Annotated in this window: 19 protein-coding genes; 7 read left to right on the top strand and 12 right to left on the bottom strand. The window is 59.6% G+C overall.

Annotated elements, in window-relative coordinates:
• The first annotated feature begins 75 nt into the window (after positions 1-75).
• Entirely contained in the window at positions 76-561 is a 486-nt protein-coding gene (locus ACP7EE_RS07340) for a glutathione peroxidase (RefSeq protein ID WP_426203225.1), read from the top strand.
• Positions 558-1,019 (top strand): MarR family winged helix-turn-helix transcriptional regulator, encoded by a 462-nt coding sequence (locus ACP7EE_RS07345; RefSeq protein WP_420646667.1) that lies wholly within the window; start codon positions 558-560, stop codon positions 1,017-1,019. Before ACP7EE_RS07340 ends, ACP7EE_RS07345 begins: the two co-directional genes overlap by 4 nt.
• Here ACP7EE_RS07345 and ACP7EE_RS07350 read toward each other — a convergent pair.
• Positions 1,003-3,324, bottom strand: coding sequence for a response regulator (locus ACP7EE_RS07350; RefSeq protein WP_426234054.1), 2,322 nt, complete (start codon positions 3,322-3,324; stop codon positions 1,003-1,005). The genes ACP7EE_RS07345 and ACP7EE_RS07350 overlap by 17 nt on opposite strands.
• A 165-nt stretch (positions 3,325-3,489) precedes the next feature.
• On the opposite strand from ACP7EE_RS07350, the gene ACP7EE_RS07355 reads away from it, so the two are divergent.
• Both ACP7EE_RS07355 and ACP7EE_RS07360 read left to right on the top strand, forming a co-directional pair.
• Positions 3,490-4,380, top strand: a complete 891-nt coding sequence (locus tag ACP7EE_RS07355; protein ID WP_420646669.1) for an ATP-binding protein — start codon at positions 3,490-3,492, stop codon at positions 4,378-4,380.
• Positions 4,377-4,859 (top strand): GAF domain-containing protein, encoded by a 483-nt coding sequence (locus tag ACP7EE_RS07360; protein WP_426234055.1) that lies wholly within the window; start codon positions 4,377-4,379, stop codon positions 4,857-4,859. The genes ACP7EE_RS07355 and ACP7EE_RS07360 overlap by 4 nt, the downstream gene beginning before the upstream one ends.
• Here the strand turns inward: ACP7EE_RS07360 and ACP7EE_RS07365 are convergent, their stop codons facing one another.
• The 9 genes from ACP7EE_RS07365 to ACP7EE_RS07405 all read right to left on the bottom strand — a co-directional run bounded on the left by ACP7EE_RS07365 (position 4,860) and on the right by ACP7EE_RS07405 (position 18,137).
• Entirely contained in the window at positions 4,860-7,805 is a 2,946-nt protein-coding gene (locus ACP7EE_RS07365) for an HD domain-containing phosphohydrolase (protein ID WP_426234056.1), read from the bottom strand.
• Between the two features lie 48 nt (positions 7,806-7,853).
• Complete coding sequence (locus ACP7EE_RS07370) at positions 7,854-11,498, bottom strand: transporter substrate-binding domain-containing protein (RefSeq protein WP_426234057.1); 3,645 nt, start codon at positions 11,496-11,498, stop codon at positions 7,854-7,856.
• Positions 11,499-11,506: 8 nt separating this feature from the next.
• Positions 11,507-12,133 (bottom strand): response regulator, encoded by a 627-nt coding sequence (locus ACP7EE_RS07375; RefSeq protein ID WP_426203239.1) that lies wholly within the window; start codon positions 12,131-12,133, stop codon positions 11,507-11,509.
• Between the two features lie 313 nt (positions 12,134-12,446).
• Positions 12,447-13,775 carry a deoxyguanosinetriphosphate triphosphohydrolase gene (locus ACP7EE_RS07380; protein WP_420651173.1) on the bottom strand — a complete coding sequence of 443 codons (1,329 nt, stop codon included), beginning with the start codon at positions 13,773-13,775 and terminating at the stop codon, positions 12,447-12,449.
• A 68-nt stretch (positions 13,776-13,843) separates the two neighbouring features.
• A complete protein-coding gene (locus tag ACP7EE_RS07385) occupies positions 13,844-15,007 on the bottom strand; it encodes an EAL domain-containing protein (protein ID WP_420650494.1) in 1,164 nt (387 codons plus the stop codon).
• A gap of 123 nt (positions 15,008-15,130) precedes the next feature.
• Positions 15,131-15,469: a hypothetical protein gene (locus ACP7EE_RS07390; protein WP_420651172.1), complete on the bottom strand. Its 339-nt coding sequence runs from the start codon at positions 15,467-15,469 to the stop codon at positions 15,131-15,133.
• A complete protein-coding gene (locus ACP7EE_RS07395; RefSeq protein WP_420650496.1) occupies positions 15,466-15,855 on the bottom strand; it encodes a phage holin family protein in 390 nt (129 codons plus the stop codon). The genes ACP7EE_RS07390 and ACP7EE_RS07395 overlap by 4 nt, the downstream gene beginning before the upstream one ends.
• Positions 15,856-15,857: 2 nt before the next feature.
• Positions 15,858-16,172 carry a DUF883 family protein gene (locus ACP7EE_RS07400; protein ID WP_420650497.1) on the bottom strand — a complete coding sequence of 105 codons (315 nt, stop codon included), beginning with the start codon at positions 16,170-16,172 and terminating at the stop codon, positions 15,858-15,860.
• A 252-nt stretch (positions 16,173-16,424) separates the two neighbouring features.
• Complete coding sequence (locus tag ACP7EE_RS07405; protein ID WP_426234058.1) at positions 16,425-18,137, bottom strand: cation:proton antiporter; 1,713 nt, start codon at positions 18,135-18,137, stop codon at positions 16,425-16,427.
• Between the two features lie 192 nt (positions 18,138-18,329).
• Between ACP7EE_RS07405 and ACP7EE_RS07410 the strand changes: the two genes are divergently transcribed.
• The 3 genes from ACP7EE_RS07410 to ACP7EE_RS07420 all read left to right on the top strand — a co-directional run bounded on the left by ACP7EE_RS07410 (position 18,330) and on the right by ACP7EE_RS07420 (position 20,027).
• Positions 18,330-18,566, top strand: a complete 237-nt coding sequence (locus ACP7EE_RS07410) for a glutaredoxin family protein (RefSeq protein ID WP_426234059.1) — start codon at positions 18,330-18,332, stop codon at positions 18,564-18,566.
• A 172-nt stretch (positions 18,567-18,738) separates the two neighbouring features.
• Positions 18,739-19,056 carry a transcriptional regulator gene (locus ACP7EE_RS07415; RefSeq protein ID WP_420650500.1) on the top strand — a complete coding sequence of 106 codons (318 nt, stop codon included), beginning with the start codon at positions 18,739-18,741 and terminating at the stop codon, positions 19,054-19,056.
• A gap of 80 nt (positions 19,057-19,136) precedes the next feature.
• On the top strand, positions 19,137-20,027 hold the full coding sequence (locus ACP7EE_RS07420) for a pseudouridine synthase (protein WP_426234060.1): 891 nt from the start codon (positions 19,137-19,139) through the stop codon (positions 20,025-20,027).
• A 74-nt stretch (positions 20,028-20,101) separates the two neighbouring features.
• Here ACP7EE_RS07420 and ACP7EE_RS07425 read toward each other — a convergent pair whose 3' ends face one another.
• Together ACP7EE_RS07425 and mobA are read right to left on the bottom strand one after the other, a co-directional pair.
• Positions 20,102-20,323 (bottom strand): YgdI/YgdR family lipoprotein, encoded by a 222-nt coding sequence (locus ACP7EE_RS07425; RefSeq protein ID WP_420650502.1) that lies wholly within the window; start codon positions 20,321-20,323, stop codon positions 20,102-20,104.
• Between the two features lie 79 nt (positions 20,324-20,402).
• Entirely contained in the window at positions 20,403-21,005 is a 603-nt protein-coding gene (gene mobA / locus ACP7EE_RS07430) for a molybdenum cofactor guanylyltransferase MobA (protein ID WP_426234061.1), read from the bottom strand.
• Positions 21,006-21,084: the final 79 nt, after the last annotated feature.

The raw sequence follows: 21,084 nt of genomic DNA on the forward strand, positions 1-21,084 counted from the left end.
TTTCGGATAATTAAATTGCACACAATTCAATTGATCGCTACTTTTAGCGCTTCTCAACTATTTCGAGTGCGCACCATGAGCGATAACCTGCTGAGCATCCCGTGCACCACCATCAAGGGTGAGCAGAAGACCCTCGCCGATTTCGCCGGCAAGGCGGTGCTGGTGGTCAACACCGCGAGCAAGTGCGGGTTTACCCCGCAATACAAAGGTCTTGAAGAGTTGTGGCAGACCTACAAGGACCAAGGGCTGGTGGTGCTGGGCTTTCCGTGCAATCAGTTCGGCAAGCAGGAGCCGGGCAATGAGGGCGCGATCAGCGAGTTCTGCGAGATCAACTACGGCGTGAGCTTCCCGCTGTTCAAGAAGATCGACGTCAATGGCTCCGACGCGCATCCGCTGTTCGTGCAGTTGAAGAAACGCGCACCCGGTCTGCTCGGGTCGCAGGGCATCAAGTGGAACTTCACCAAGTTCCTGATCGGCAAGGACGGCAAGTTGGTCAAGCGGTTCGCCCCGACCACCAAGCCGCAGGATCTGAGCAGCGAGATCGAAGCCCTGCTCAAATGAGCAAGCTGTCGGTTGATTCGCTGCAGCTCGATAACCAGCTGTGTTTCAAGCTGTATGCCGCATCGCGCGCGGTGATCCGTGCCTATAAACCCATGCTCAATCAGCTCGGCCTGACCTACCCGCAATACCTCGCAATGCTGGTGTTGTGGGAGTGGCAGGTCGCGGCGCCGGAGCAACCGACGGTCAAGGCGCTGGGCGAACGTCTGGCACTGGACTCCGGAACGCTGACGCCGCTGCTAAAACGTCTGGAACAGCTGCAATTGGTGCAGCGCCAGCGTTCGGCGCGGGACGAGCGCGAGGTGCATCTGAGCCTCACGCCCGATGGTCAGGCATTGCGCGAGCAAGTCGGGCCGATCAAGGCCCGTTTGCTGTGTGACAGCGGGGTCGATCTGGACCAGCTCAACGATTTGCGCAACGGCCTCGATCACCTGTTGGGGCAGATCAAAGCGCTGGCGTAGCGGGAATCCACTGATCGAGCAGCGCGGCCAGTTCTTCGCGGCGAAACGGCTTGGCCAGGTAGTCGCTCATGCCCGCCTGGCGGCAGCGTTCGCGTTCTTCGGACATCGCGTTAGCGGTCAGGGCGACGATCGGCAAGGCTGGCCAGCGGCCGCTCTGGCGGATCTGCCGGCTCGCCTCGTAGCCATCCATCACCGGCATGTTGCAGTCCATCAGCACCAGATCGAATTCGTCATGTTCCAGCTGATCCAGCGCTTCAGCGCCGTGGGCGGCCACCACCACCTCACAACCGAGTTTGCCGAGCATGCCTTTGGCCACCAACTGGTTGACCGGATTGTCTTCGACCAATAGCACGCGCCCGCGTCGTCGCGATGGCGGCGCTACCAGGCGCGTGTCGTCGATCGTGGCGATGTCCGGTTGCAGGGTGCGGCGCAGATTCTGATACAGCGCATTGCGCGCCAGCGGCCGTGCCTGCTGCTGCAACGGCGCCAGTGCAGCGGCTTCTTCGCTGGGCAGAAAGCTGCCGTAGGCCGTCACCAGCAGAATCGGCGCAGTCAGCGTCGGGCGCAGGCCGAACAGGCATTCCGGGCAATCGGTTATCAGCACATCCGGCGCCAGACCCAGTAGCGAGTCATCGATCGTGCGTTGTTCATAACTCAGCCCCCAGACCGGCAGCTGGGTTTTCAACATTTCTGCCAGACCGCTGCTGGTGCCTGTGATGGCGAGGATTTTGCCGTTCAACGGCGGGGGCGTTACCGCGCGGGTGTGGCAGGGCAGCGGCAGCTCAGCGCAGAACTGACTGCCGAACCCGGCCTCGGAGCTGATGGTCAGGCGCCCCTGCATCGCTTCGCACAGGTTGTAGGTCAGCGCCAGACCCAACCCGGTGCCGCCGTACTGACGAGTGATGCCGGCGCCGGCCTGGGTGAATGGCTGGAAGATCTTCACCTGCGCGTCCTGCGCAATACCGATGCCGGTATCGCAGACTTCAATGCGCACGCCGTCCTTGCAGGTCGACAGGCGCACGTCGACCCGGCCGAAGCGGGTGAATTTCAGCGCGTTGGACAGCAGGTTGCTGACGATCTGCCGCACCCGCGTGGGGTCGCCGAGTACCAGTGCGGGAAAATGCGGATCGATCAAACAGGTCAGCTCGACGCTCGGTGCGGCGTTCTGCGACAGCAGGTTGGCGGTGTCTTCGATCAGCGAACCGAGGTCGAACGGGATGTGCTCAAGCTCCAGTTGCCCGGCGTCGAATTTCGACAGGTCGAGAATATCGTTGAGCAACTCCACCAGGACCTTGCCCGAGTCGTGGGCAATCGACAGTTGCTGTTGCTGTTCGGCGTTGAGCGGGCCGTCGAGCGACAGCGCAATCATTCCCAGCAAGCCATTCAGCGGCGTGCGGATTTCATGGCTCATGTTGGCGAGAAATGCCGAGCGCGCTTCGGCCATGTCCAGCGCAGTGCTGCGCGCGACTTCCAGTTCCTGATTGGATTGGCTGAGCCGGGCGTTGATCGCTTTGAGTTCAGCGGTGCGCGCCGAGACGATGTCTTCCAGTCGCGCGAGGTATTCGGTCAGGCGATTTTCGGCGTTGCGCCGTTGCTGGATTTCCGTGGCGATGTTTTCAAACTGTTGATTGGCGACTTTGACCAGTACGCCGATTTCGTCATTGGCGTGCCCGGCCGGGCATTCCAGTGTGGTCGGTTCGGCGCTGCGCGGATCGCGGCCGCTGAGTTCGCGAATCACCCGCACGAAAGGTTTGGTCAGCATCACGTAGAACAACGCCAGCAGAATCCCGGTGAGGATCAGACTGCGGGCGAAGCCGTTGAGCAGGGTGATCTCGGCGCGGCGCAGGAAGCGGCTGCCAAACGCGTAAGTGTCGACTTCAAGGCTGAGGATGCCGAGTGATTCGTTGGGTAAGTGATCGAGGTACAGGCGGTCCTCGAACTGGCGTTTGGCACCGAACAGGAAGTCGCTGATCATCCGGTAACCGCTTTGCAGCTCCGGGCGTTTGACGCTGGCCAGCACCGTCTGGTTGTTGTCGGTCAACTGCGCGGAGATGATTGCGGGCGAGCGCAGCAGGCCCAGTGTCAGCTCTTGCGCCAGTTCGGCGTCGATGTTGTAGGCGATGCGCGATGCCGGGTTATGGCTGATTTCCAGCAACGAGAGGATTTCCCGGTTGATGGAGGCGTCTTCGCTGGCATAATCGATGCCGATTTGCAGCAGGCTGAGCAGCGTGCCCAGAATGAACCCGACCAGCACGGTAAGCCGGGCCTGTTTGTATGACAGCCGGTGGGTGAATTTGATATCCATGGGGTGTTGAACCACTTCCGTTTCCCTTCGCTGCTCAAGCATAGTCGATCACGTACGGATAACGGGGTTCCCGAATCGCCTTGTAACAAGGGTCGGGCCGGTGTCGAACGCTGTACATCATCGCCGCATCGCCATCATCACTGTGAACGAGCCCGAGGAGAAGACGTGGATTCCCGATTGAATGCTTTTCTTGAGCGCGCCGAGTCGGTTCTGGCACGTATCGAACCGTTGCTGCCGGCAACACGCCCGGTCATCGACTGGAACACCTGCCTCGCCGCCCGCTGGCAGCGTGACGGCCGCACCGGCTATCTGCTGCCGCTGGACGTCAGCCTCGACATGCGCCTGTCCGACCTGATCGGCGTGGATCGGCAGTTGGAGCAGCTGGGGCGCAACACCCGGCAGTTCCTCGATGGCATGCCGGCCAACCACGCTTTGCTCTGGGGTTCGCGCGGCACCGGAAAATCCTCGCTGGTGCGCGCGCTGCTGGCGGAACATGCCAGCGCCGGCCTGCGTTTGATCGAGATCGAGCGCGATCACCTGGCAGACTTGCCGCGCGTGGTCGAGCAGATCGGCAAGCTGCCGCAACGTTTCGTGTTGTTTTGCGACGACTTGTCGTTCGAGTCTGGCGAAGGCGATTACCGCGTACTCAAAAGCGTGCTCGATGGCTCGCTGGAACAGGCGCCGGACAACGTGCTGCTGTACGCCACCTCCAACCGTCGCCATCTGGTGCCGGAGAAAGAAAGTGACAATGAAAACTGGAAACGCGTGGACGGCGAGTTGCACCCAAGCGAAGCGGTGGAAGACAAGATCGCGCTGTCGGATCGCTTCGGCCTGTGGCTGTCGTTTTATCCGTTTACCCAAGAACATTTCCTCAACGTCGTTGAACACTGGATCGGCCAGTTGGCGGCCAAGGCCAATCTGAGCTGGCAGCGCGACGAAGCGCTGGACATCCTCGCCGTGCGCTGGGCCACTGGCCGCGGCAATCGCAACGGACGCTGCGCGTACCAATTCGCCCGATATTGGGTGGGACTGAAATTGCTGGAGCACAAGGCATGATTGATTTGCAACAGAGCGGCCAGGGCCTGGAAGGTTATGGCATGTTGGCCGCGCAACTGGAGTCGCTGCTGGCGGACGAGCGCGATTTTATCGCCAACGCGGCGCAGTTTTCAGCGTTCCTGTTTAACCAGCTCGATGATCTGAACTGGGCCGGGTTCTACCTCAACCGCAACGAAGAGCTGGTGCTCGGCCCGTTTCAGGGCCAGATCGCTTGCGTGCGCATTCCGTTCGGTCGTGGTGTGTGCGGTGCGGCAGCTGCAACCTTGCAGACGCAGCGAGTGGAAGACGTTCACGCGTTCCCCGGCCATATCGCGTGCGACAGTGCGTCGAACAGTGAATTGGTCGTGCCGTTGGTCAAGGATGGTCGCCTGATCGGCGTGCTCGATCTCGACAGCCCGAAAATTGCCCGTTTCGGTGCTGCTGATCAGGCCGGTATCGAGCAACTGGCGGCGATCTTTCTGCGTCTGACCGACTGCTGATCAAGGCTTGATCCCGGCCTTGAGCAACACGGCGTCGGGGTCGACTGCATCGATCTGCTTTGGATCGAGAAAACGCAGGGCGTATTGCAGGTACACGCCGTCGCTGATGAACAGCCCGAACAATTCGGCATCGATATGTGCCTCGCGGCACATGGTGGCCATGATTCCCAGCGCCTCACTGAGGGTCTTGGCCTTCTTGTACGGGCGGTCGGCGGCGGTCAGCGCTTCGAAGATGTCGGCGATCGCCATCATCCGCGCCGGCAGGCTCATCTCTTCGCGCTTGAGACGTTTCGGATAACCGCTGCCGTCCATTTTTTCGTGATGCCCACCGGCGATTTCCGCGACGCTGTCCAAGTGGCCGGGGAAGGGCAGGTGGCTGAGCATCAGGATCGTCTGCACCATGTGATGGTTGATGATGTAACGCTCCTCGCGGGTCAGCGTGCCGCGGGTAATGCTCAGGTTGTACAGCTCGCCGCGGTTGTATTTATAACGCGGCACGTCGAGTTTGAAACCCCACGGATTGTCCGCCGGAATCAGTTCGCTGTCGGCGCGCTCGAGCAGATGTTCGGGCTTGTCCGCCAACAACGATTCGCTGACCGGCAAGATCGGTGGCGGTGTTTGCGCCTGACGCCGGTTCTCTTCCCAGGACACGCCCAGGCGGTCGTCCAGCGTGCGGCTCCAGGTGCGCTGAGCGATTTGTGCGAGGCGTTGCAGATCGGCTTCCGCCATGGCTTCGCTGCCCAGATTGCAGCGCGCGACGAAGGCGAAGTCATCGTCCAGACCGGCGAGAAGTTCGTCACGTAATTTGGCCAGCTGCGTTTCATCGCCGCCACGGGCCAATGCCTGCCAGTAACTGATCCAGGCATCGCGTTTAAGCACTTCGAAGCGGGTGCGGATTTCATGGATACGATCGTTGATGGTTTCCAGCTTGGTGGCTTTATCCACCACGTATTCCGGCGTGGTGACCTTGCCGCAGTCGTGCAGCCACGCAGCGATGTGCAAGGCTTCCCACTCATCCTCGCTGGGGTGGTAGTCACGAAATTGGGTTTTCTGACTGGCAGCGGCGGCATGCGCGAGCATCAGCGTCAGTTCCGGTACGCGCTGACAGTGCCCGCCGGTGTAAGGACTTTTGGCGTCGATCGCCCCGGCCAACAATTGAATGAACGCATCCAGCAGTTGTTTCTGTCTGGCTTGCAGGCGCTGGCTTTCGATACTCACCGCCGCCGCGCCGGACACCGCTTGCAGGAAGGCGATGCGGTCAGGACGCAGCTTCTCCAGATCGGCCTGAGCGCCGCTGTCATTGATCAACAGAATCAGCAGGCCAACGGTTTCATTGTGGCGATTGCGCAGTCGGATGCCGATCAGGTGCACACGCGGCGCAGCCATGGCCAGCAGGATTTTTTGCAGATCGGCGGCCTGTTCGAAGCCGAGGTTGCTCACCACATTGTCGGCGTTCGTCAGTTGCTCAAACCATGCCGGACTCTGCGCGGCGTCGAGGCTCTGGCCTTGGATATCGAACGACGCCAGCGCTTGCGAAGTCCCGTCGATCACCAATCCGGAAGGCTCCATGCGATTGCCGTCGCTCTCGCGCAGGTAGATCAGGCCGGCCTGGGCCTGAGCAATCTGCACCGTTTCGAACAGCACCCGTTGCAGCAGCGGGGCGAAGCGGGTTTCGGCGGTCAGGCTGTCGGTGATGCGGAAGAAGCTCGAGAGTGTCTCCTTCATGCGCGCCATCGACACGCTCAACTGATCGACCTCCAGCACCGGGGAGCGGCGGGTCACGGGAAAATTGAAATCGAAACTGCGGATCGCATCGGCTTCCTTGACCAGTGCGTGCAGTGGTTTGACCAGAATGCGCGAAATCAGCCAACCGAGTGGCAGGCACAGGAGCAAGGTCGCGAGGGTGATCAGCGCGCCTTGCCAGCGCATGCGGTAAGCGTCGACCAGCAATTCGTCTTCGGGCACCAGCAATGCCATCTGCAGACCTTGCGGCCCGCCTTCCTGCAGGCTGCTGCGGGCGACGATCCATTGCCGACCCTCGGCTTCCAGGCGGTTGCCGGTATGTTCACCAGTCAGCAGTGCATGCAGGCTCGGACTCAGGTCGGCAGCCTTGGCCAGGCGCGCAGTGCGATCATCGACGATCAGTCGGCTGCTATCGGGGTAGGCCACGGCATTGCCGTCGGCATCGAACAGGACGATCTCCGTCGCTGGCGTCACCACGTGTTTGGTCAGGGTTGCGGAAAGGGTATCAAGGGTCAGGTCGGCGCCGATGACGGCATGGTCGCCGCTGCGGCGGGCGAGGGTGGTGCCGACGTTGTGCGTGGAAAAAAACACGTAGGGTTCGGTGGTGATCTGCTCGGTTTGTTGCCGCGCGTTGCTGTACCAGGCGCGACTGCGCGGATCATAGGCGTCGTCAGGATTGTCCTGGCGGCCCAGCGGCACTAGCAGTTGATCAAAGAACAAGGATTGAGAACGCGATTCGCCGGTGGCGTCATGCTCGATGCTCCACACCTGATACGCCGCGGTTTCTGGCGCCTTGAGCAAGCTTTTCAGTGCTGCGCTGCGCAAGGGCCGCACCATGAAAAAATCACCGTTGGCATAACCGAGGTAGAGCGACGCCAGATCCGGGTTGTCGGTGAGTGAGCGGGCAAAGGGTTTGAGCAACGCCAGCCGTTGTTCGAGGCCGGACGCCTCGGTGGCCGGGTTATCCGCCAGCAGGCTCAGCAGATGGCGGATCGGTGCGTAAGTGGCCTGCAAGTCAACGCGCACATCCTGCTCGATGCGGTTGAACAGCTTTTCGCTGCTCGACAGGATGATCTGCGTGGTCTGCCGGTAATTGAACAGCCCGAGCACGATCCCGGTGAGCAGCAGCAGAAAGGTGAACATGACGCTGATGTGTACGTGCAGAGGAAACCGGCGTTGATCCGGGCGCAGTGGGCTGGGCATTGCGGTCGCTCCGTGATGTTAAACACACTGCTCAGCGCCCAAGCATAGTTAACCCGGGCTCATTTCGCTTTGCTCACTCAGCACAAGTTGTTGTTCGAGTGCCCGCTCGAGTTCGAGGATAGCCAGGCTGCTTGCTTTGCAGCGCCGTTCGATTTCTTCCAGCGGCATTGCTTGCAGGCAGGCTTCTTCGAGTGCATCGCAACTGTCGATCAGGCGCGTCGCCTGAGCAATGCGCGCGGCGCCCTTGATTTTGTGGGCAATCGCCGCAAGCGCCTGACGATCATGCTCGGCGGACAGTGCCAGCAGGTCTTGCCGATCGATCCGGCTGCTGTTGAGCAACTCGGCCAGCAAGCGCCGCGCCTGGAGTGGGTTGCCGCCCGTGAGCAGGTTGAGGCCCTGCACATTGAATGCCGGGGTCTGAAACAGCGGCTGGATGCTGTTGACCCACTCGCTCAGGACACTCAGGCTCAGCGGCTTGAACAGGCAATCGTTCATGCCGGCCTGCTTGCAACGCAAAATCTCCTCGGGTTGAGCGTTGGCGGTAAAGCCCAGCACGGTGCACGGCGGGCGTCGAGTGTGCTGTTCATGTCGGCGAATCGCGCGGGTCAGCTCGTAGCCGTTCATCACCGGCATGTTGCAGTCTGCGATGACCAGGTCGAACGAGCCGTTCTTCCATTTTTCCAGCCCGCTGCCGCCTTCTTCGGCGATGCAGAAGTGATGCCCGAGAAACTCCAGTTGCTGACACATCAACAGGCGATTGGCCGGATGATCGTCGACCACGAGCACGCTCAGGGGCGCAGCGGCAGGCTGGATTTCAGGTTGGCTGGTTGCTGATTTGACCTCGGCGGGCAGAATGTTCAGGGGCAGGGAAACGCTTACTTGCGTGCCGATTCCGGGCTGACTGCTCAGCTGCAGTTTGCCGCCCATCATTTCGCACAGGTTGCGGCTGATGACCAGGCCAAGGCCCGCGCCGCCTCCGGTTTTCAGTCCGGGATTGTGCGCCTGGGTAAAAGGCTGGAACAGTTGGCGCTGGTCTTCGGCGCTGATACCAACGCCGCTGTCCTGGACGGTCAACTGCACCAGAGAGCAACTCGGGGAATCACTGGCCAGAAGATCCAGCGTGACCCGCACATGCCCGCTTTCGGTGAACTTGATGGCATTGCTGATCAGGTTCGACAGTACCTGCTTGAAGCGCAACGGGTCGAGGCAGACGTCAACGTTCAACTCCGCCGGCGAGACGCTCAGAAGCAGGGTGAGCCTTTTTTGTCGGGCCAGACCTTCGAAAATTCTGATCACCGAGCCAATGGTGTCGATCAGATTGATCCGCTCCGGGCTCAGGCTCAGGCGCCCGGATTCGATCCGCGCAATATCCAGAATATCGCCGATCAGGCCCAGCAGGTCTTTGGCCGAGTGGTAGGCGGTTTCAATGCTGGAGCGGTCCGGATGCTCCTGATCCATACGCTTGAGTGTCAGCTCAAGCATGCCGATCACGGCATTCATCGGGGTGCGGATTTCATGACTCATGGTGGCCAGGAAGGTACTTTTGGCCCGATTGGCATCGTCCGCGCGCTCTTTCGCGCTACGTAGCTCGTCCAGTAGTTCGCGGCGTTCACTGATATCGATCCAGCCACCGATGATCCCTTGCACTTCGCCGCTGGAGTCGCGATACGGCAGGATCCAGTGATAGATCGTCAACCGGCGATTGCCGATATGCAGTGGCCGGTCGAGCACCAGCGCCTTGCCCTCGGCCACCACCCGCTGATAGTCCGCCTGATAAACCCTGGCTTCGAAAGCGTTGTTCATTGCGCCCTGCATCACGCTTTTGCCGATCACGTCTTCGCGGCGGGCATTGAACGCCTGGAGATAGCTGTCGTTGCAACTTTGCAGCAAACCCTGGCGGTCACGCACGTAGATCGGGTGCGGCGTGCCATTGACCAGCGAACCCATGAACTCCAGCTGGTCGTTCAGCGCCCGCTCGGCGGCCTTGCGCTGATTGATCTGGCGGCGCATGTAGGCATTCCACAGCAGTGACAGCAGCAACAGCAGACAGCCCGTGCCGATCACTTGATAGAACAGGCGCTGGTAATGGCGCCAGGTGCCTTGCGAAAGGCTCGAATAACCGCGCCAGCGACCGTTGATGATGCCCAGCTCTTCAGGCGTGATGCTCATCAAAGTCTTGTCGATGATCGAAGCCAGCTCGGTGCTGTCCTTGGCGGTCGCCAGCGAGAAAGCCGCTTGGCGCGTGCCTATCGTGGTGGTGATCTGCAAAGGATGTTCAAAGATCCGTGAGCCGATGAAATAGTTGGCAATGACCAACGAATTGACCGCGCCTTCGACCTGGCCTTCGTCAAGCATTGCCACTGCGCTGAAGGTGTCAGGTGTTTCGATCAACTGAATCCGCGGAAACTCGCGGCGCAGGTACGCGATCATCGGGTTGCCCTGGGCAATCGCCAGCCGCTTGCGTTTGAGCTGTCCCAGATGGGTTGGACTGTCGGCCGATTTGCGGGTCAACAGCACGTAGGAATTCTCGAGGTAGGGACGACTGAAATTCAGGGTTTCCTCACGCTGATCGGTTGGCAGCAAGGCTGCGATCAAATCGGCCTGATGACTTTCAACCTGTTTGATCATTTCTGCATCGCTGCGGCTGCGACGGATTTCGAAGCGCAGCCCAGTGCGCAGGCGGATCAATTCGAGCAAGTCAGCGCTGATGCCGCGGAAGTTGTCCTCGCTGTCGAAGAACGTCAGCGGCGCGAACGCCTCGTTGACCACTACGCTGGCCACCGGGTTCTTTTTCAGCCATTGCTCTTCGCGTGTGGTCAGTTGCAGTTTTTGATCGGTGAGCAATATGTCGCTGCCGGCGCTCCAGCGCTTGGCGATGTTTTCCCGTTCGTTGCCCGACACAGCCTTGAGCGCTGCGTTGATGACGCCCAGCAGTTGCACGTTGCTGCGCAGCACTGCGAAGCTGAATCCGTGCGCCTCGTGCTTGCCGAAGTTGGCCATCCGCACGTTGTTCAGGTAACCCTTGTTGATCATGTAGTGAGTGGAAATGGTATCGCCGAGGAATACGTCGGCCTGATCGAAGGCGACCGCATTGATCGCGTTCTGATAGGACGGCCAGGAGGTGATCAGGGCTTTGGGGTATAAAGTCCTGACCTCGTTCAGCGGGAGATAGTGATAAACCATGCTCAGGCGCAAGCCGGCCAACCCCTCCGACAGGGCGCGGGTTTCGCCTTCTCGGGTCACCAGCACCGGCTGGTCGATGGCGTAGGGCCGCGACAGGACGATATTCGCGTTGCTGGCCTCGAAGCCGTTGGCGGTACCGAGCATGTCGATATTGCCATCGATCAATGCACGAATTGCAGCATCGCGCGAGGCAAAGCGTTTGACCTTGATGGGTAGCCCCGTCGCCTGGCCAACGAGGCCGGCATAGTCCGCGGTATAACCTTCGTAATCGTTGCCACCGGCGGTCATGTCGAACGGTGGGTAGTCTGGAGCTGACGTGCCCAGAATCAACTCGTTGCGCGTGCGCAGCCATTCCTGTTGCGAAGGTTCAAGCAAGAGCGGTATTGATCCCTTCATTGAGCGACTGAGCAAAGTGAGCTCTTGCGCACTATTGGGCGTGGCGGTCGCAAAAGTGCTGAAACAAACACCAGCGCCAAGTGCAATCAGGAAATTCTTTAAACCGCGGGGCATGTTGGCTCTCACACAAGTGCGTTACGTTTGGCCATTTCGATAAGTTCTACCAGGGACCTGGCCTTGAGCTTCTGCATCAGACGTTTTTTATAAGTGCTTACGGTCTTGTTGCTCAGAAACATGCCTTTGGCAATTTCCTTGTTGGTACGTCCTTGGGCGAATAGTTGCAAGACCATGAGTTCGCGGTCATTGACGGATTTGAATAGCTCCAGTTCTGCATAACGCACATCATCATTGCGAACAGGGTTCAAGGCTTGACTCGGGAAGTAGTTATAACCGGAAAGTACGGCTTTTATTGCGCTGACCAGTTCGCTCAAGTCTTCCTGTTTGCACACATAACCCGACGCCCCGGATTGCATGCAGCGAATTCCGAACAAGGTCGGGCACTGCGCGGTGAGTACCAGAGTCTTGAATGGCGAGCTCATGGCGTTGAAGCGGGCGAGGACTTCCAGGCCGTCCAGCTTGGGAATGCTGATATCGAGAATGATCAGGTCGGGCAAGCATTCGCGAACCATCTGCATGGCATCGACCCCGTTATCGGTTTCTCCGACGACTTTATAACCTTCATGTTCCAGTAACATTCGAACCGCGAGGCGAATGACCGGGTGATCGTCGACAATAAAAACGGAGTTCATAATCAAATCCCATACGAGCGCAAATAAAGGGCGCACCTTAGCTCAGATGGACGAGTGGTCGCATGGACTGACAGGCCTTCAGCTGCAATCTAGGATTAATCCTACAAGTAATGAAGAATGTGACTACGCGCGAACTAGGTATGACGTAGGTAGAGAAGTGGCTTCGGCAGTTGTGATATTTCGATGTGGGCGGCGTGTATTGCTGAAAGTCTGTTTGTTTAATCTCAAATAACAGCTGGAGATTAATCTTCAGTTGTTATTTGAGGTTTTATTATGCTTGGGCCGGTCAATCACTGGCGGCCCGGGCAGTGTTTCAATGGCTGGAGCGTCCAGTCATCTCCAGCGCCATATCACTGGCGTAGCTGTCGGTCATGCCGGCGATGAAGTCGATCATGCGCAAGAACGAAGCGTGCAACGGACCTTGCGGGTCTGGCGCATTGTTGCCGAGCAGGTCGAGGATCCTGCGACTCTTGAACGAGGGCGTTCGACCATTGTGTTGTTCCAGGGCTGCGCCACAGAACGCATTGAGCAGAATCTCCAGCGTGGTGTAGGCGCCGATCTCATGCAGAGTCTTGCGTTTGTCCTGGAAGATTTTCCTGCGGGCGATGTCCTTGGCGTTCAACACGCAACGTTTGGCCGGGCCATGCATATGCTCCACCAGGTCGCCGGACAAGGTACCCGCGAGCAACGCATCCTGTTGCTCGACGAACGCTCGGGCGGCGGCGTTGGTCAAGTGTTCGATGGCCTTGCCACGCAGGATCGCCAGTTTGCGCCGGCGCGAATCCTCCGGCCCGAGCAGGCGATAGGTTTCCGGCAGATCGTCGCCGACCAGGCCGAGCAGCAAGGCTTCGACTTCGGAATACTCGAGCAGCTCCATTTCGACGCCGTCTTCCAGATCGATCAGCGCATAGCAGATGTCATCCGCCGCTTCCATCAGGTACACCAACGGATGGCGCGCCCAACGCTGGTCTTCGATCTGCGGCAGGCCGAGCTTGTGGGCGATCTGTTCGAGCAACGGCAACTCGCTCTGATAGCAACCGAACTTGTGTTTCTTGTAGCCGAGGGCGTCGGCGTGGCGCGCAGTCCACGGGTACTTGAGGTAAGTGCCGAGGGTCGCGTAGGTCAGCCGGGTGCCACCGTCGAACTGGTGATATTCGAGCTGGGTGAGCACGCGAAAGCCTTGGGCGTTGCCTTCGAAATTGAGAAAGTCGCCGCGTTCGGCCTCGCTCATCGCATCGAGCCAGCCGCGTCCGGCCGCTTGCTGAAACCAGTGACGAATCGCATCTTCGCCGGAGTGGCCGAATGGCGGGTTGCCGATGTCGTGCGCCAGGCAGGCCGATTGCACGACCATGCCCAGGTCGCTCGGGTCACACCAGTCGGGCAGGGCGCTGCGCAAGGTTTCGCCGACACGCATGCCCAGCGAGCGGCCGACACAGCTGACTTCCAGCGAATGGGTCAGGCGTGTGTGGATATGGTCGTTGCTCGACACCGGATGCACTTGGGTCTTGCGTCCCAAACGGCGAAAGGCGCCGGAGAAAATGATCCGGTCATGGTCTTTGTGGAAGGGGCTGCGGCCGAGTTCTTGCGGGCTGTGCAGCGGTTTTCCGAGGCGTTCGCGGTTGAGCAGGGTCTGCCAATCCAAGGCTGATTCTCTCCGTCAGGTGACTGATGCCGTAGCTTCCCGGTTCGCGCTGGCATCCGCAAGCGCAACTACAGCCCGGCAGCGTCGATGTCGATCAGCAGCAGGCGTTCGCCGTTGTCGAAAAACTGTCCGGCAGTCAGGCAGTACTGGTTGCTGGTGGCGTCGCGGTAGGTGTTGGACAGCGTCAGTCGACGCTCTTCCCAGCCCTCTGCCAGCAGATGATAGAAGTACGGTCGCCACGACCAGTTGTGGCCCAGATAACGGTTGTCGGCGATCCAGCCGCTCGCGCGCCATTCCAGATTCGGCGTCAGTTGCGTGCCATGCCGATCGCACTGGTAGAAACGCAACAGCCACGGAAAGGCGTCCAGTTGCGGCAGGGCGCTGAGTGGCGCGCGCGCTTGAGCCCAGGTTTGCAGAATGCTCATCAGCTCGCCGAGTTGGCGGCGCATGCTCATCAATTGACCGCGTTCGGCCAGTTTCTGTTTTACATAGCGCTGACGCAGTTCGGCGAAGCGCGGGACGAATGCGTCGGTGGAGAAAAACGCTTCCTCCGCCCGTGCAAAAAGAAAGCCTTGCACGTAGCGCGATCCGCATTCGAGTGCGAAATTCAGCTGCGCTTCGGTTTCCACGCCTTCGGCAATGATCCAGCAGCCGGTTTTCTCGGCCATTTGCGCCAGTGCCTTGACCACATCGCTGCTCGGCCCGCCGAGGGCTGCCGCCTGAAACAGACGCATGTCGAGCTTGAGGATGTCCGGTTGCAAGGCCAGTACGCGGTCCAGTTGCGAATAGCCGGCGCCGAAATCGTCGATGGCAATCCGCGCCCCGGCATCGCGGTAGCGCTTGACCACCTCGACCAGACGCTGGCTGTTGCCGCCCAACTCAGTGATTTCGAAGACGATGCGCTGCGGATCGACGCCGTGTCGGGCGATTTGCTTGAGGCTCGGCAAATCCTGATCGGCGCGCAGGCGGCTGATCCAGCGCGGCGATATGTTCAGGCTGAGAAACCAGTCGGGCGGCGCTTCATGCAGGCGACTCAAGGCGTTGTCACGAATCTGTCGGTCGAGGCGTCGCAATGCAATTGCCGGAGTGTGCGGGACGGCGAACAGCGGGCCGACCGAGGTCAGTTGACCATCGGCCTGACGCAGCCGCCCCAGTGCTTCAACGCCGGCAATGCGTCCGGTAGCGGTGTCGATGAAAGGTTGAAAGCAGGCGAGCGGTTGCCCGTCGATCACGGGGCCTCCTTAGTCATTCTTGTTCTGGATGTTCCAGTCGGCCGGATAGGCGCGCGGGATTGAACCTCCGGATAAGAGATTCAATCCCGCAGCCTTTGCAAGAATGCAGCCAGATGCTCGGCGTCAGCGTTTGCCCGAGCTCTGCATGACCAGTTTGATCAGCGGCCCGAGGCTGGTGCCCAGGCGAACCAATCGGGTCAGACCACCGACACCGCCGCTTTTCGCGCCTTTGCCGGTGATGAAACCGAGCAGTGTGACAGCGGCTACGCCCCAGAGCGGCGCGTGCTTGATGCCGAAACCACCTTGCAGGTTTTGTGTCATGCCGCGCATGCGCTGCAAGGGTTGCAGCACTTGCGCGGTTTCATGACGAATTTCCTGGCGGTGCATTTCCATGCGCAGACGGATCAACGCCTTGCGCATTTCCCGGCGTGAGCCGTTGTGTGGAAGTTCAGGCAGACTCATGGCAGCAGGCGCTCCCGGTCGTTGGCCAGCTCTTCCAAAGTACCGTGGAAGGGCGAGGACTCATCGAAGATCGCCGCCTTGAGGCGCAATCCACAGAAAATTGCCGCCAGGGTGTAGAACACGCACAGCCCGATGATCGCGGCCAGACGATAGGTGTCCCAGAACACGATCAACACCAGAGTCGACAAACCTACCAGCAGTAGCAAGCCAAACACTAAAGCCAGGCCTGCGAACAACAGCAGGCTGACGGTGCGGGCTTTCTGCTCCTGCAATTCGATGCCGAACAATTCCACATGACTGTGCAGCAAGCCGAGGACGGCGGCGCCCAGACGCCGCGTGGAGGAACTGGTGCCCGCTGCAAACGGGCCGGATTCGCCGATCGACATAATCAGCGCCGAGTGGCCAACAGGCCGATCAGAAAGCCCACGCCAGCGGCGATGCCCACCGATTGCCAAGGATTGGCCGACACGTAGTCCTCGGTGGCGGTAACCGCGGCCTGACCGCGATCGCGCAAGGTGTCCTCGGTCAACTTCAGCGTTTCGCGCGCGCGCAGCAGGCTGTCGTGGATCTGATCGCGCAACTCGTCGGCCTGATCGCCGGCGATAGCTGCCGTGTGTTCAAGCAGACGTTCGGTGTCGCTGACCAGAGTCTGGAAGTCGTTCATCAGGATTTCTTGAGCAGTCTTTGCCTTGATGCTGGCCATGGGTGATCTCCGTAATTGGCTGTTCATAGCTTCGGTAAAAAGCCGCGTTCTGAAGCGTTCGAGTATGAGCCATGCGTGAAGGTTCATTACAAGTCGCAGGTACAATTTTTGCTGTGTCGTGGTGCGTTGACCGACTGCCATGCGCTGTTGCCGGGCGTGCAGCCGGACAAATTCCGGTCTGGATAATAGCGGCGGCTTCGCGGTTTCCGGTGCTGATCTGTCGCTGCGCACGATCGGCGCGGTAAGGCAGGATTAACTTTCTTCATCCTCAGCCCCCGGGTAAAAGCCGTGTAGCAAGCGATAGCGGTCAATGCGCACCTGATCGACTTTCTCCTGCACTTGATGCGCGGGCAACCCGAGCAGGATCAAGGCGTGAGACGCGAGCATCAGGCTCGATTCCAGCAGCTCCGGCACCACTTCAGTGGCGCCGGCAGCTTTGAGTTCCGCCCATTGACCGTCATCGCGGGTGCGTACCAGAATCGGCACGCGCGGATTGAGTTGCCGCGCTTCCTTGAGCACGCGCAAGGCGATATCGCTCTGATCTACGGCAATCACCAAAAGCCTTGCGCGTAGCAGGCCGACAGCTGTCAGCAGCTCGCCGCGCGTGGAGTCGCCGTAGTGCACGTCGCTTTCGGCAGCCGCGGCTTCCTGCACGCGCACCGGATCACTGTCCAGGGCAATGAAAGGTTGGCCGGCGTTGCGCATGAAGCGGCCGATGGATTGACCGACACGGCCATAGCCACATATGACCACGTGCTGATTGAGCCCGGCATTGAGTGCGCTGATCTGTTCGATCTGCGCTTCCTGATTCGGTTTTCGGTGCAGTGCGCCGGCAACGCGCGGGGCGGCACGCAACAGTAACGGCGTCAGCAGCATCGAACAGAAGGTTGCGGCGAGGAGCAGGGGGCCGAGATCGTCGGGCAACAAGCGGTTCTGTTGCATCTGCGCCATCAAGGCGAAACAGAATTCGCCGCCTTGAGCCAGCGCCAGACCGCTGCGCCAGGCGGTTTCACTGTCGCTGCCGCGCCACTTCACCAACAACGCCACTACAGTGCCCTTGATCAACAGCAGGCCGAGGGTCAGACCGACGATCAACAGGCTGTGGCTGACGAACAAATGCACGTCGATCAGCATGCCGATGCTGACGAAAAACAGTCCGAGCAGGATGTCGCGAAACGGTCGGATATCGGCCTCGATCTGATGCCGATAATGGCTTTCTCCCAGCAACATGCCGGCAAGGAATGCGCCGAGAGCCGGGGACAGGCCGAGCAGGTGCGTCAGCCATGCGGTCAGCAACACAATCACCAGCGCCAACAGCACGAACAGCTCCGCCGACTTCGACGCCGCCACTTCCTGAAACAAACGCGGCAACAGCCAGCGACTGGCCAGCAGCAGGCCGAGAAACAACACCACGGTTTTCCCCAGCGTCAGCGGCAACGCCCAATACCAGGCTTGCTCACTGCTGCCGGCGAACACTGGCACCAGCGTCAGCAGCAGAACCGCCACTACATCCTGAAACAGCAGAACACCGACGGCATTCTGGCCGTGGCTGCTGAATATCTCGCCCAGACTGCCCAGTTCCTTGGTCACAATGGCGGTAGATGACAGCGACAGGCCTGCCCCGAGCAGCAGCGCAGGGGTGAGCGGCATGCCCAGCAGCATCAACACGCCACCGAGCAGGATCGCGCTGATAAACACCTGCTGGCTGCCCAGACGAAACACCACCTTGCGCAGGGCAATCATTTTCGACAGCGAAAATTCCAGCCCGAGGGAAAACAGCAGAAACACCACCCCCAGCTCAGCCAGATCCGGCAGGTGTTCACTTTCGTTGATCCAGTTGAACGCGGTCGGCCCGACCATCAGGCCCACGCACAGGTAACCGAGCACCGGCGGCAGGCGCAGGCGGCGGAACAGGGCAATCATCACCAGGGATGACGCAAGAATGATCAACAGGTTGGCAAACACAAAACACTCCGCAGGCAGGGTCAAGCATTTCAAGCGTAGAAGTAAAAAACACCGAAGCATGCTGCAAATCGCAATTCGGCTGACTGATGTGCGTCAGGATTTTGCGTGGAGCGGGATCGAGCTGCCTGGGCGGGTCGACGGACTTTCGACGCAGGCCTAGAATGGGGCACTCGAATTTTTGGATGAGCAATCATGCCTCCTGAATGCCAACTGTTCGGCACCTTGGGGTGTCATCTGTGTGAAGTCGCCGAAGCCGAGCTGATGCCTTTCGTCGAGCATGGTCTGCTGGTGGAATTGGTGGACATTGCTGAAGACGAACGCTGGTTCGAGGCCTATAGCTTGCGGATTCCGGTGCTACGCCGGGTCGATACCGGTGCGGAACTGGGTTGGCCGTTCAGTGCCGATGAGGTCGTGGCGTTTCTCAGTTAAGCGTTCCTTGCCCCTGATCGCTTACTACTCCGCTCATCGCAATCGGTCGTCCCTTGGTTGGCACTCTCGGGTTTATTCGGTTACTGTATGTGCATACAGTAATTGGGTTGGCCTGCTCGGATCGTTGCTTTTTTGCGGCAGGCAGGCGAATCGGAAGTCAGAGGGCAGCACCGTGGTCAATGTCGAACAGTTGAAGAGCAGCGTGAACCGGATGTCGGCGGAAGTGGTGCGCGAGGCCGTCATCGAATTGCGCCTGGACGGCTTGGTCACGGAAGGCAAGACCCCGTTCAACAAATTGCATTTCAACACCTGCTTTGCCGAGATCGAGGCGCTGTTCCAGCGTGCCGGCTACCACAAGCAGCTCGACGTGGTCGGGTATCAGGGTTTGCTGTATGCCTTGTACGATCCGGTGCGTTGGGAAGCCGTCGATGTGTTGCGCTGGCTCAAGGAGTTCACTGAAGCCGCAGCGCTCAAATCGATTCCGGCCTGAATCACGCAGAGGAATCGGCGCTAGGTTCGTTTCACGGCGTGCTGGATAATGCCCGTCTGCATTGAGGGTTCGAATTTCATATGTCCAGTTCAACATTTTCCGCGGCCCACAATCAGGCCAGCACGCTTTATCTGCCACCGGGTACCTGGCTTACGGTGCTTGATTGTCTGTGCGAACATTTTCGAGCGATCAGCCGCGAGCAGTGGCTGGACAGAATTGCCCGCGGCCGGGTGCTGAACGCCGAAGGGCAACCTATAGCGCTGGACTTGCCATACAAGGAAGGCCTGCGCATTCACTACTTCCGCGAAGTGCCGGATGAAAAACCGATCCCGGTGCTCGAGTCGATTCTCTACGCCGATGAGCATCTTGTGGTGGCGGACAAACCGCATTTCCTGCCGGTGACCCCGGCGGGTGAATACGTCGAGCAGACCCTGCTACGCAGGCTGATCCGGCGTTTGGATAATCCGCATCTGGTGCCTTTGCACAGGATTGACCGGCACACGGCGGGGTTGGTGATTTTCTCGGCCAATCCGCAGACGCGTTCGGCATATCAGTCGTTGTTTCCGACGCGGCAGATCGAAAAACGCTATGAGGCGATTGCCGCTGCGCTGCCCGAACTGAACTTCCCGTTGGTGCACAAGAGCCGTCTGGTCGATGGCGAACCGTTTTTCCGCATGCAGGAAGGGCCGGGGGTCAGCAACACTGAAACGGCAGTGGAAGTGCGGGAAATGAATGGCGATCTGTGGCGTTACGGGCTGTATCCGGTGACCGGCAAGAAGCATCAGTTACGCGTGCACATGACAGCGCTGGGCGCGAGTATCTGCAACGATCCGTTTTATCCGCACGTCTTGAAAGGCATCGAGGATGATTACGCCAATCCGCTCAAGTTGCTGGCGCAAGGGTTACGATTTGTTGATCCGGTGACGAAGCAGCAACGTGAATTCGCGAGTGAAATCACCTTGCACTGGTGATCACGTTTTTCTTTCGCCCATGAAAAAGCCCGCAAGAATGCGGGCTTTTCTGTATCAAATGCGAACCTGAGAGCTTACAGCTCTTTAACGGTGCGGACCTGATCCTTGTTGATGCGAGTCTGCTTGCCGTCCAGCTGTTCGAACTCGTAGAAGCCCGAATCTTCGTCGTACTTAGGCGCGTCGACAGCCTGGATTTCGCGACCGTCATTCAAGGTGATCACTGTTGGCGAAGCGCAACCGGCGAGGGAAGCGAGGCCCAGTGCGAGCATGAAAGTGGCGAGAGTCCGTTGAGTCATGAGTGTGTCTCCGAAGGAATAATTCTTTTGGTTACTGAGCTTGAGACGTATCCGAAGCGTGCAAGTTCCTTGCATGGTGTCAGTCTGACACAGACTTGTGCGCACTTAACAGTTCGGGGGTATTGAGATTGGCCAGCCGCGGGTCGTGGTCCGGGCATTCCAGCGCGCTGGCGCCGAGGCTGCGCATGATCCGCCCGGGGCTACGCTCGCCGGCGTTCCAGGCCTCTTCAAATATCGGCAACAGCGCCTTCGGTATTACGCAAAGCAGTGGTTCCCAATGCGCGTCATGGCGCAACATTAAAGGTTTTTCACGATGCTGATTGGCGGTTTCGCGCATGTCGCGCAACAGCGGCTCATCAATGCTCGGTACATCGCACGGCAGAACCAGCAGGTGGCTGTGACGTGCAGCTTTGAGTCCCGCAAGAATCCCGGCCAACGGGCCGGGAAAGTCAGCCTCTCCATCCGCTACCAACTGGTCAGCGAACGGCGCATACAGTTCACGATTGCGGTTGCAGGAGATGATCAGATCGTCGGTGAGCGGACGCACTTTGCGCTGCAGATGTGCAATCAGCGGTTCACCCTGCCACTCGATCAGGCCTTTGTCCTGGCCACCCATGCGCTGGCCGCGTCCGCCTGCCAAGAGCAAGATGGAGCAGGGCGGCAATGGCGGATTCGAGGTCATGGCAACTCTCCCGGGGCGGCGAAAAAATGCAGCGCTGTGATATAACACCGGGCTGTTTTTCCTACAACTGGACGAGCCT

Source organism: Pseudomonas sp. TWP3-2 (genome assembly GCF_049897765.1).
Classification (GTDB): Bacteria; Pseudomonadota; Gammaproteobacteria; order Pseudomonadales; family Pseudomonadaceae; genus Aquipseudomonas.

Coding starts and splice junctions, on each gene's coding strand:
- ACP7EE_RS07340 (WP_426203225.1), top strand. CDS start 76: ATGAGCGATAACCTGCTGAGCATCCCGTGCACCACCATCAAGGGTGAG.
- ACP7EE_RS07345 (WP_420646667.1), top strand. CDS start 558: ATGAGCAAGCTGTCGGTTGATTCGCTGCAGCTCGATAACCAGCTGTGT.
- ACP7EE_RS07350 (WP_426234054.1), bottom strand. CDS start 3,324: ATGGATATCAAATTCACCCACCGGCTGTCATACAAACAGGCCCGGCTT.
- ACP7EE_RS07360 (WP_426234055.1), top strand. CDS start 4,377: ATGATTGATTTGCAACAGAGCGGCCAGGGCCTGGAAGGTTATGGCATG.
- ACP7EE_RS07365 (WP_426234056.1), bottom strand. CDS start 7,805: ATGCCCAGCCCACTGCGCCCGGATCAACGCCGGTTTCCTCTGCACGTA.
- ACP7EE_RS07370 (WP_426234057.1), bottom strand. CDS start 11,498: ATGCCCCGCGGTTTAAAGAATTTCCTGATTGCACTTGGCGCTGGTGTT.
- ACP7EE_RS07375 (WP_426203239.1), bottom strand. CDS start 12,133: ATGAACTCCGTTTTTATTGTCGACGATCACCCGGTCATTCGCCTCGCG.
- ACP7EE_RS07390 (WP_420651172.1), bottom strand. CDS start 15,469: ATGAGTCTGCCTGAACTTCCACACAACGGCTCACGCCGGGAAATGCGC.
- ACP7EE_RS07395 (WP_420650496.1), bottom strand. CDS start 15,855: ATGTCGATCGGCGAATCCGGCCCGTTTGCAGCGGGCACCAGTTCCTCC.
- ACP7EE_RS07400 (WP_420650497.1), bottom strand. CDS start 16,172: ATGGCCAGCATCAAGGCAAAGACTGCTCAAGAAATCCTGATGAACGAC.
- ACP7EE_RS07410 (WP_426234059.1), top strand. CDS start 18,330: ATGCCTCCTGAATGCCAACTGTTCGGCACCTTGGGGTGTCATCTGTGT.
- ACP7EE_RS07420 (WP_426234060.1), top strand. CDS start 19,137: ATGTCCAGTTCAACATTTTCCGCGGCCCACAATCAGGCCAGCACGCTT.
- ACP7EE_RS07425 (WP_420650502.1), bottom strand. CDS start 20,323: ATGACTCAACGGACTCTCGCCACTTTCATGCTCGCACTGGGCCTCGCT.
- mobA (WP_426234061.1), bottom strand. CDS start 21,005: ATGACCTCGAATCCGCCATTGCCGCCCTGCTCCATCTTGCTCTTGGCA.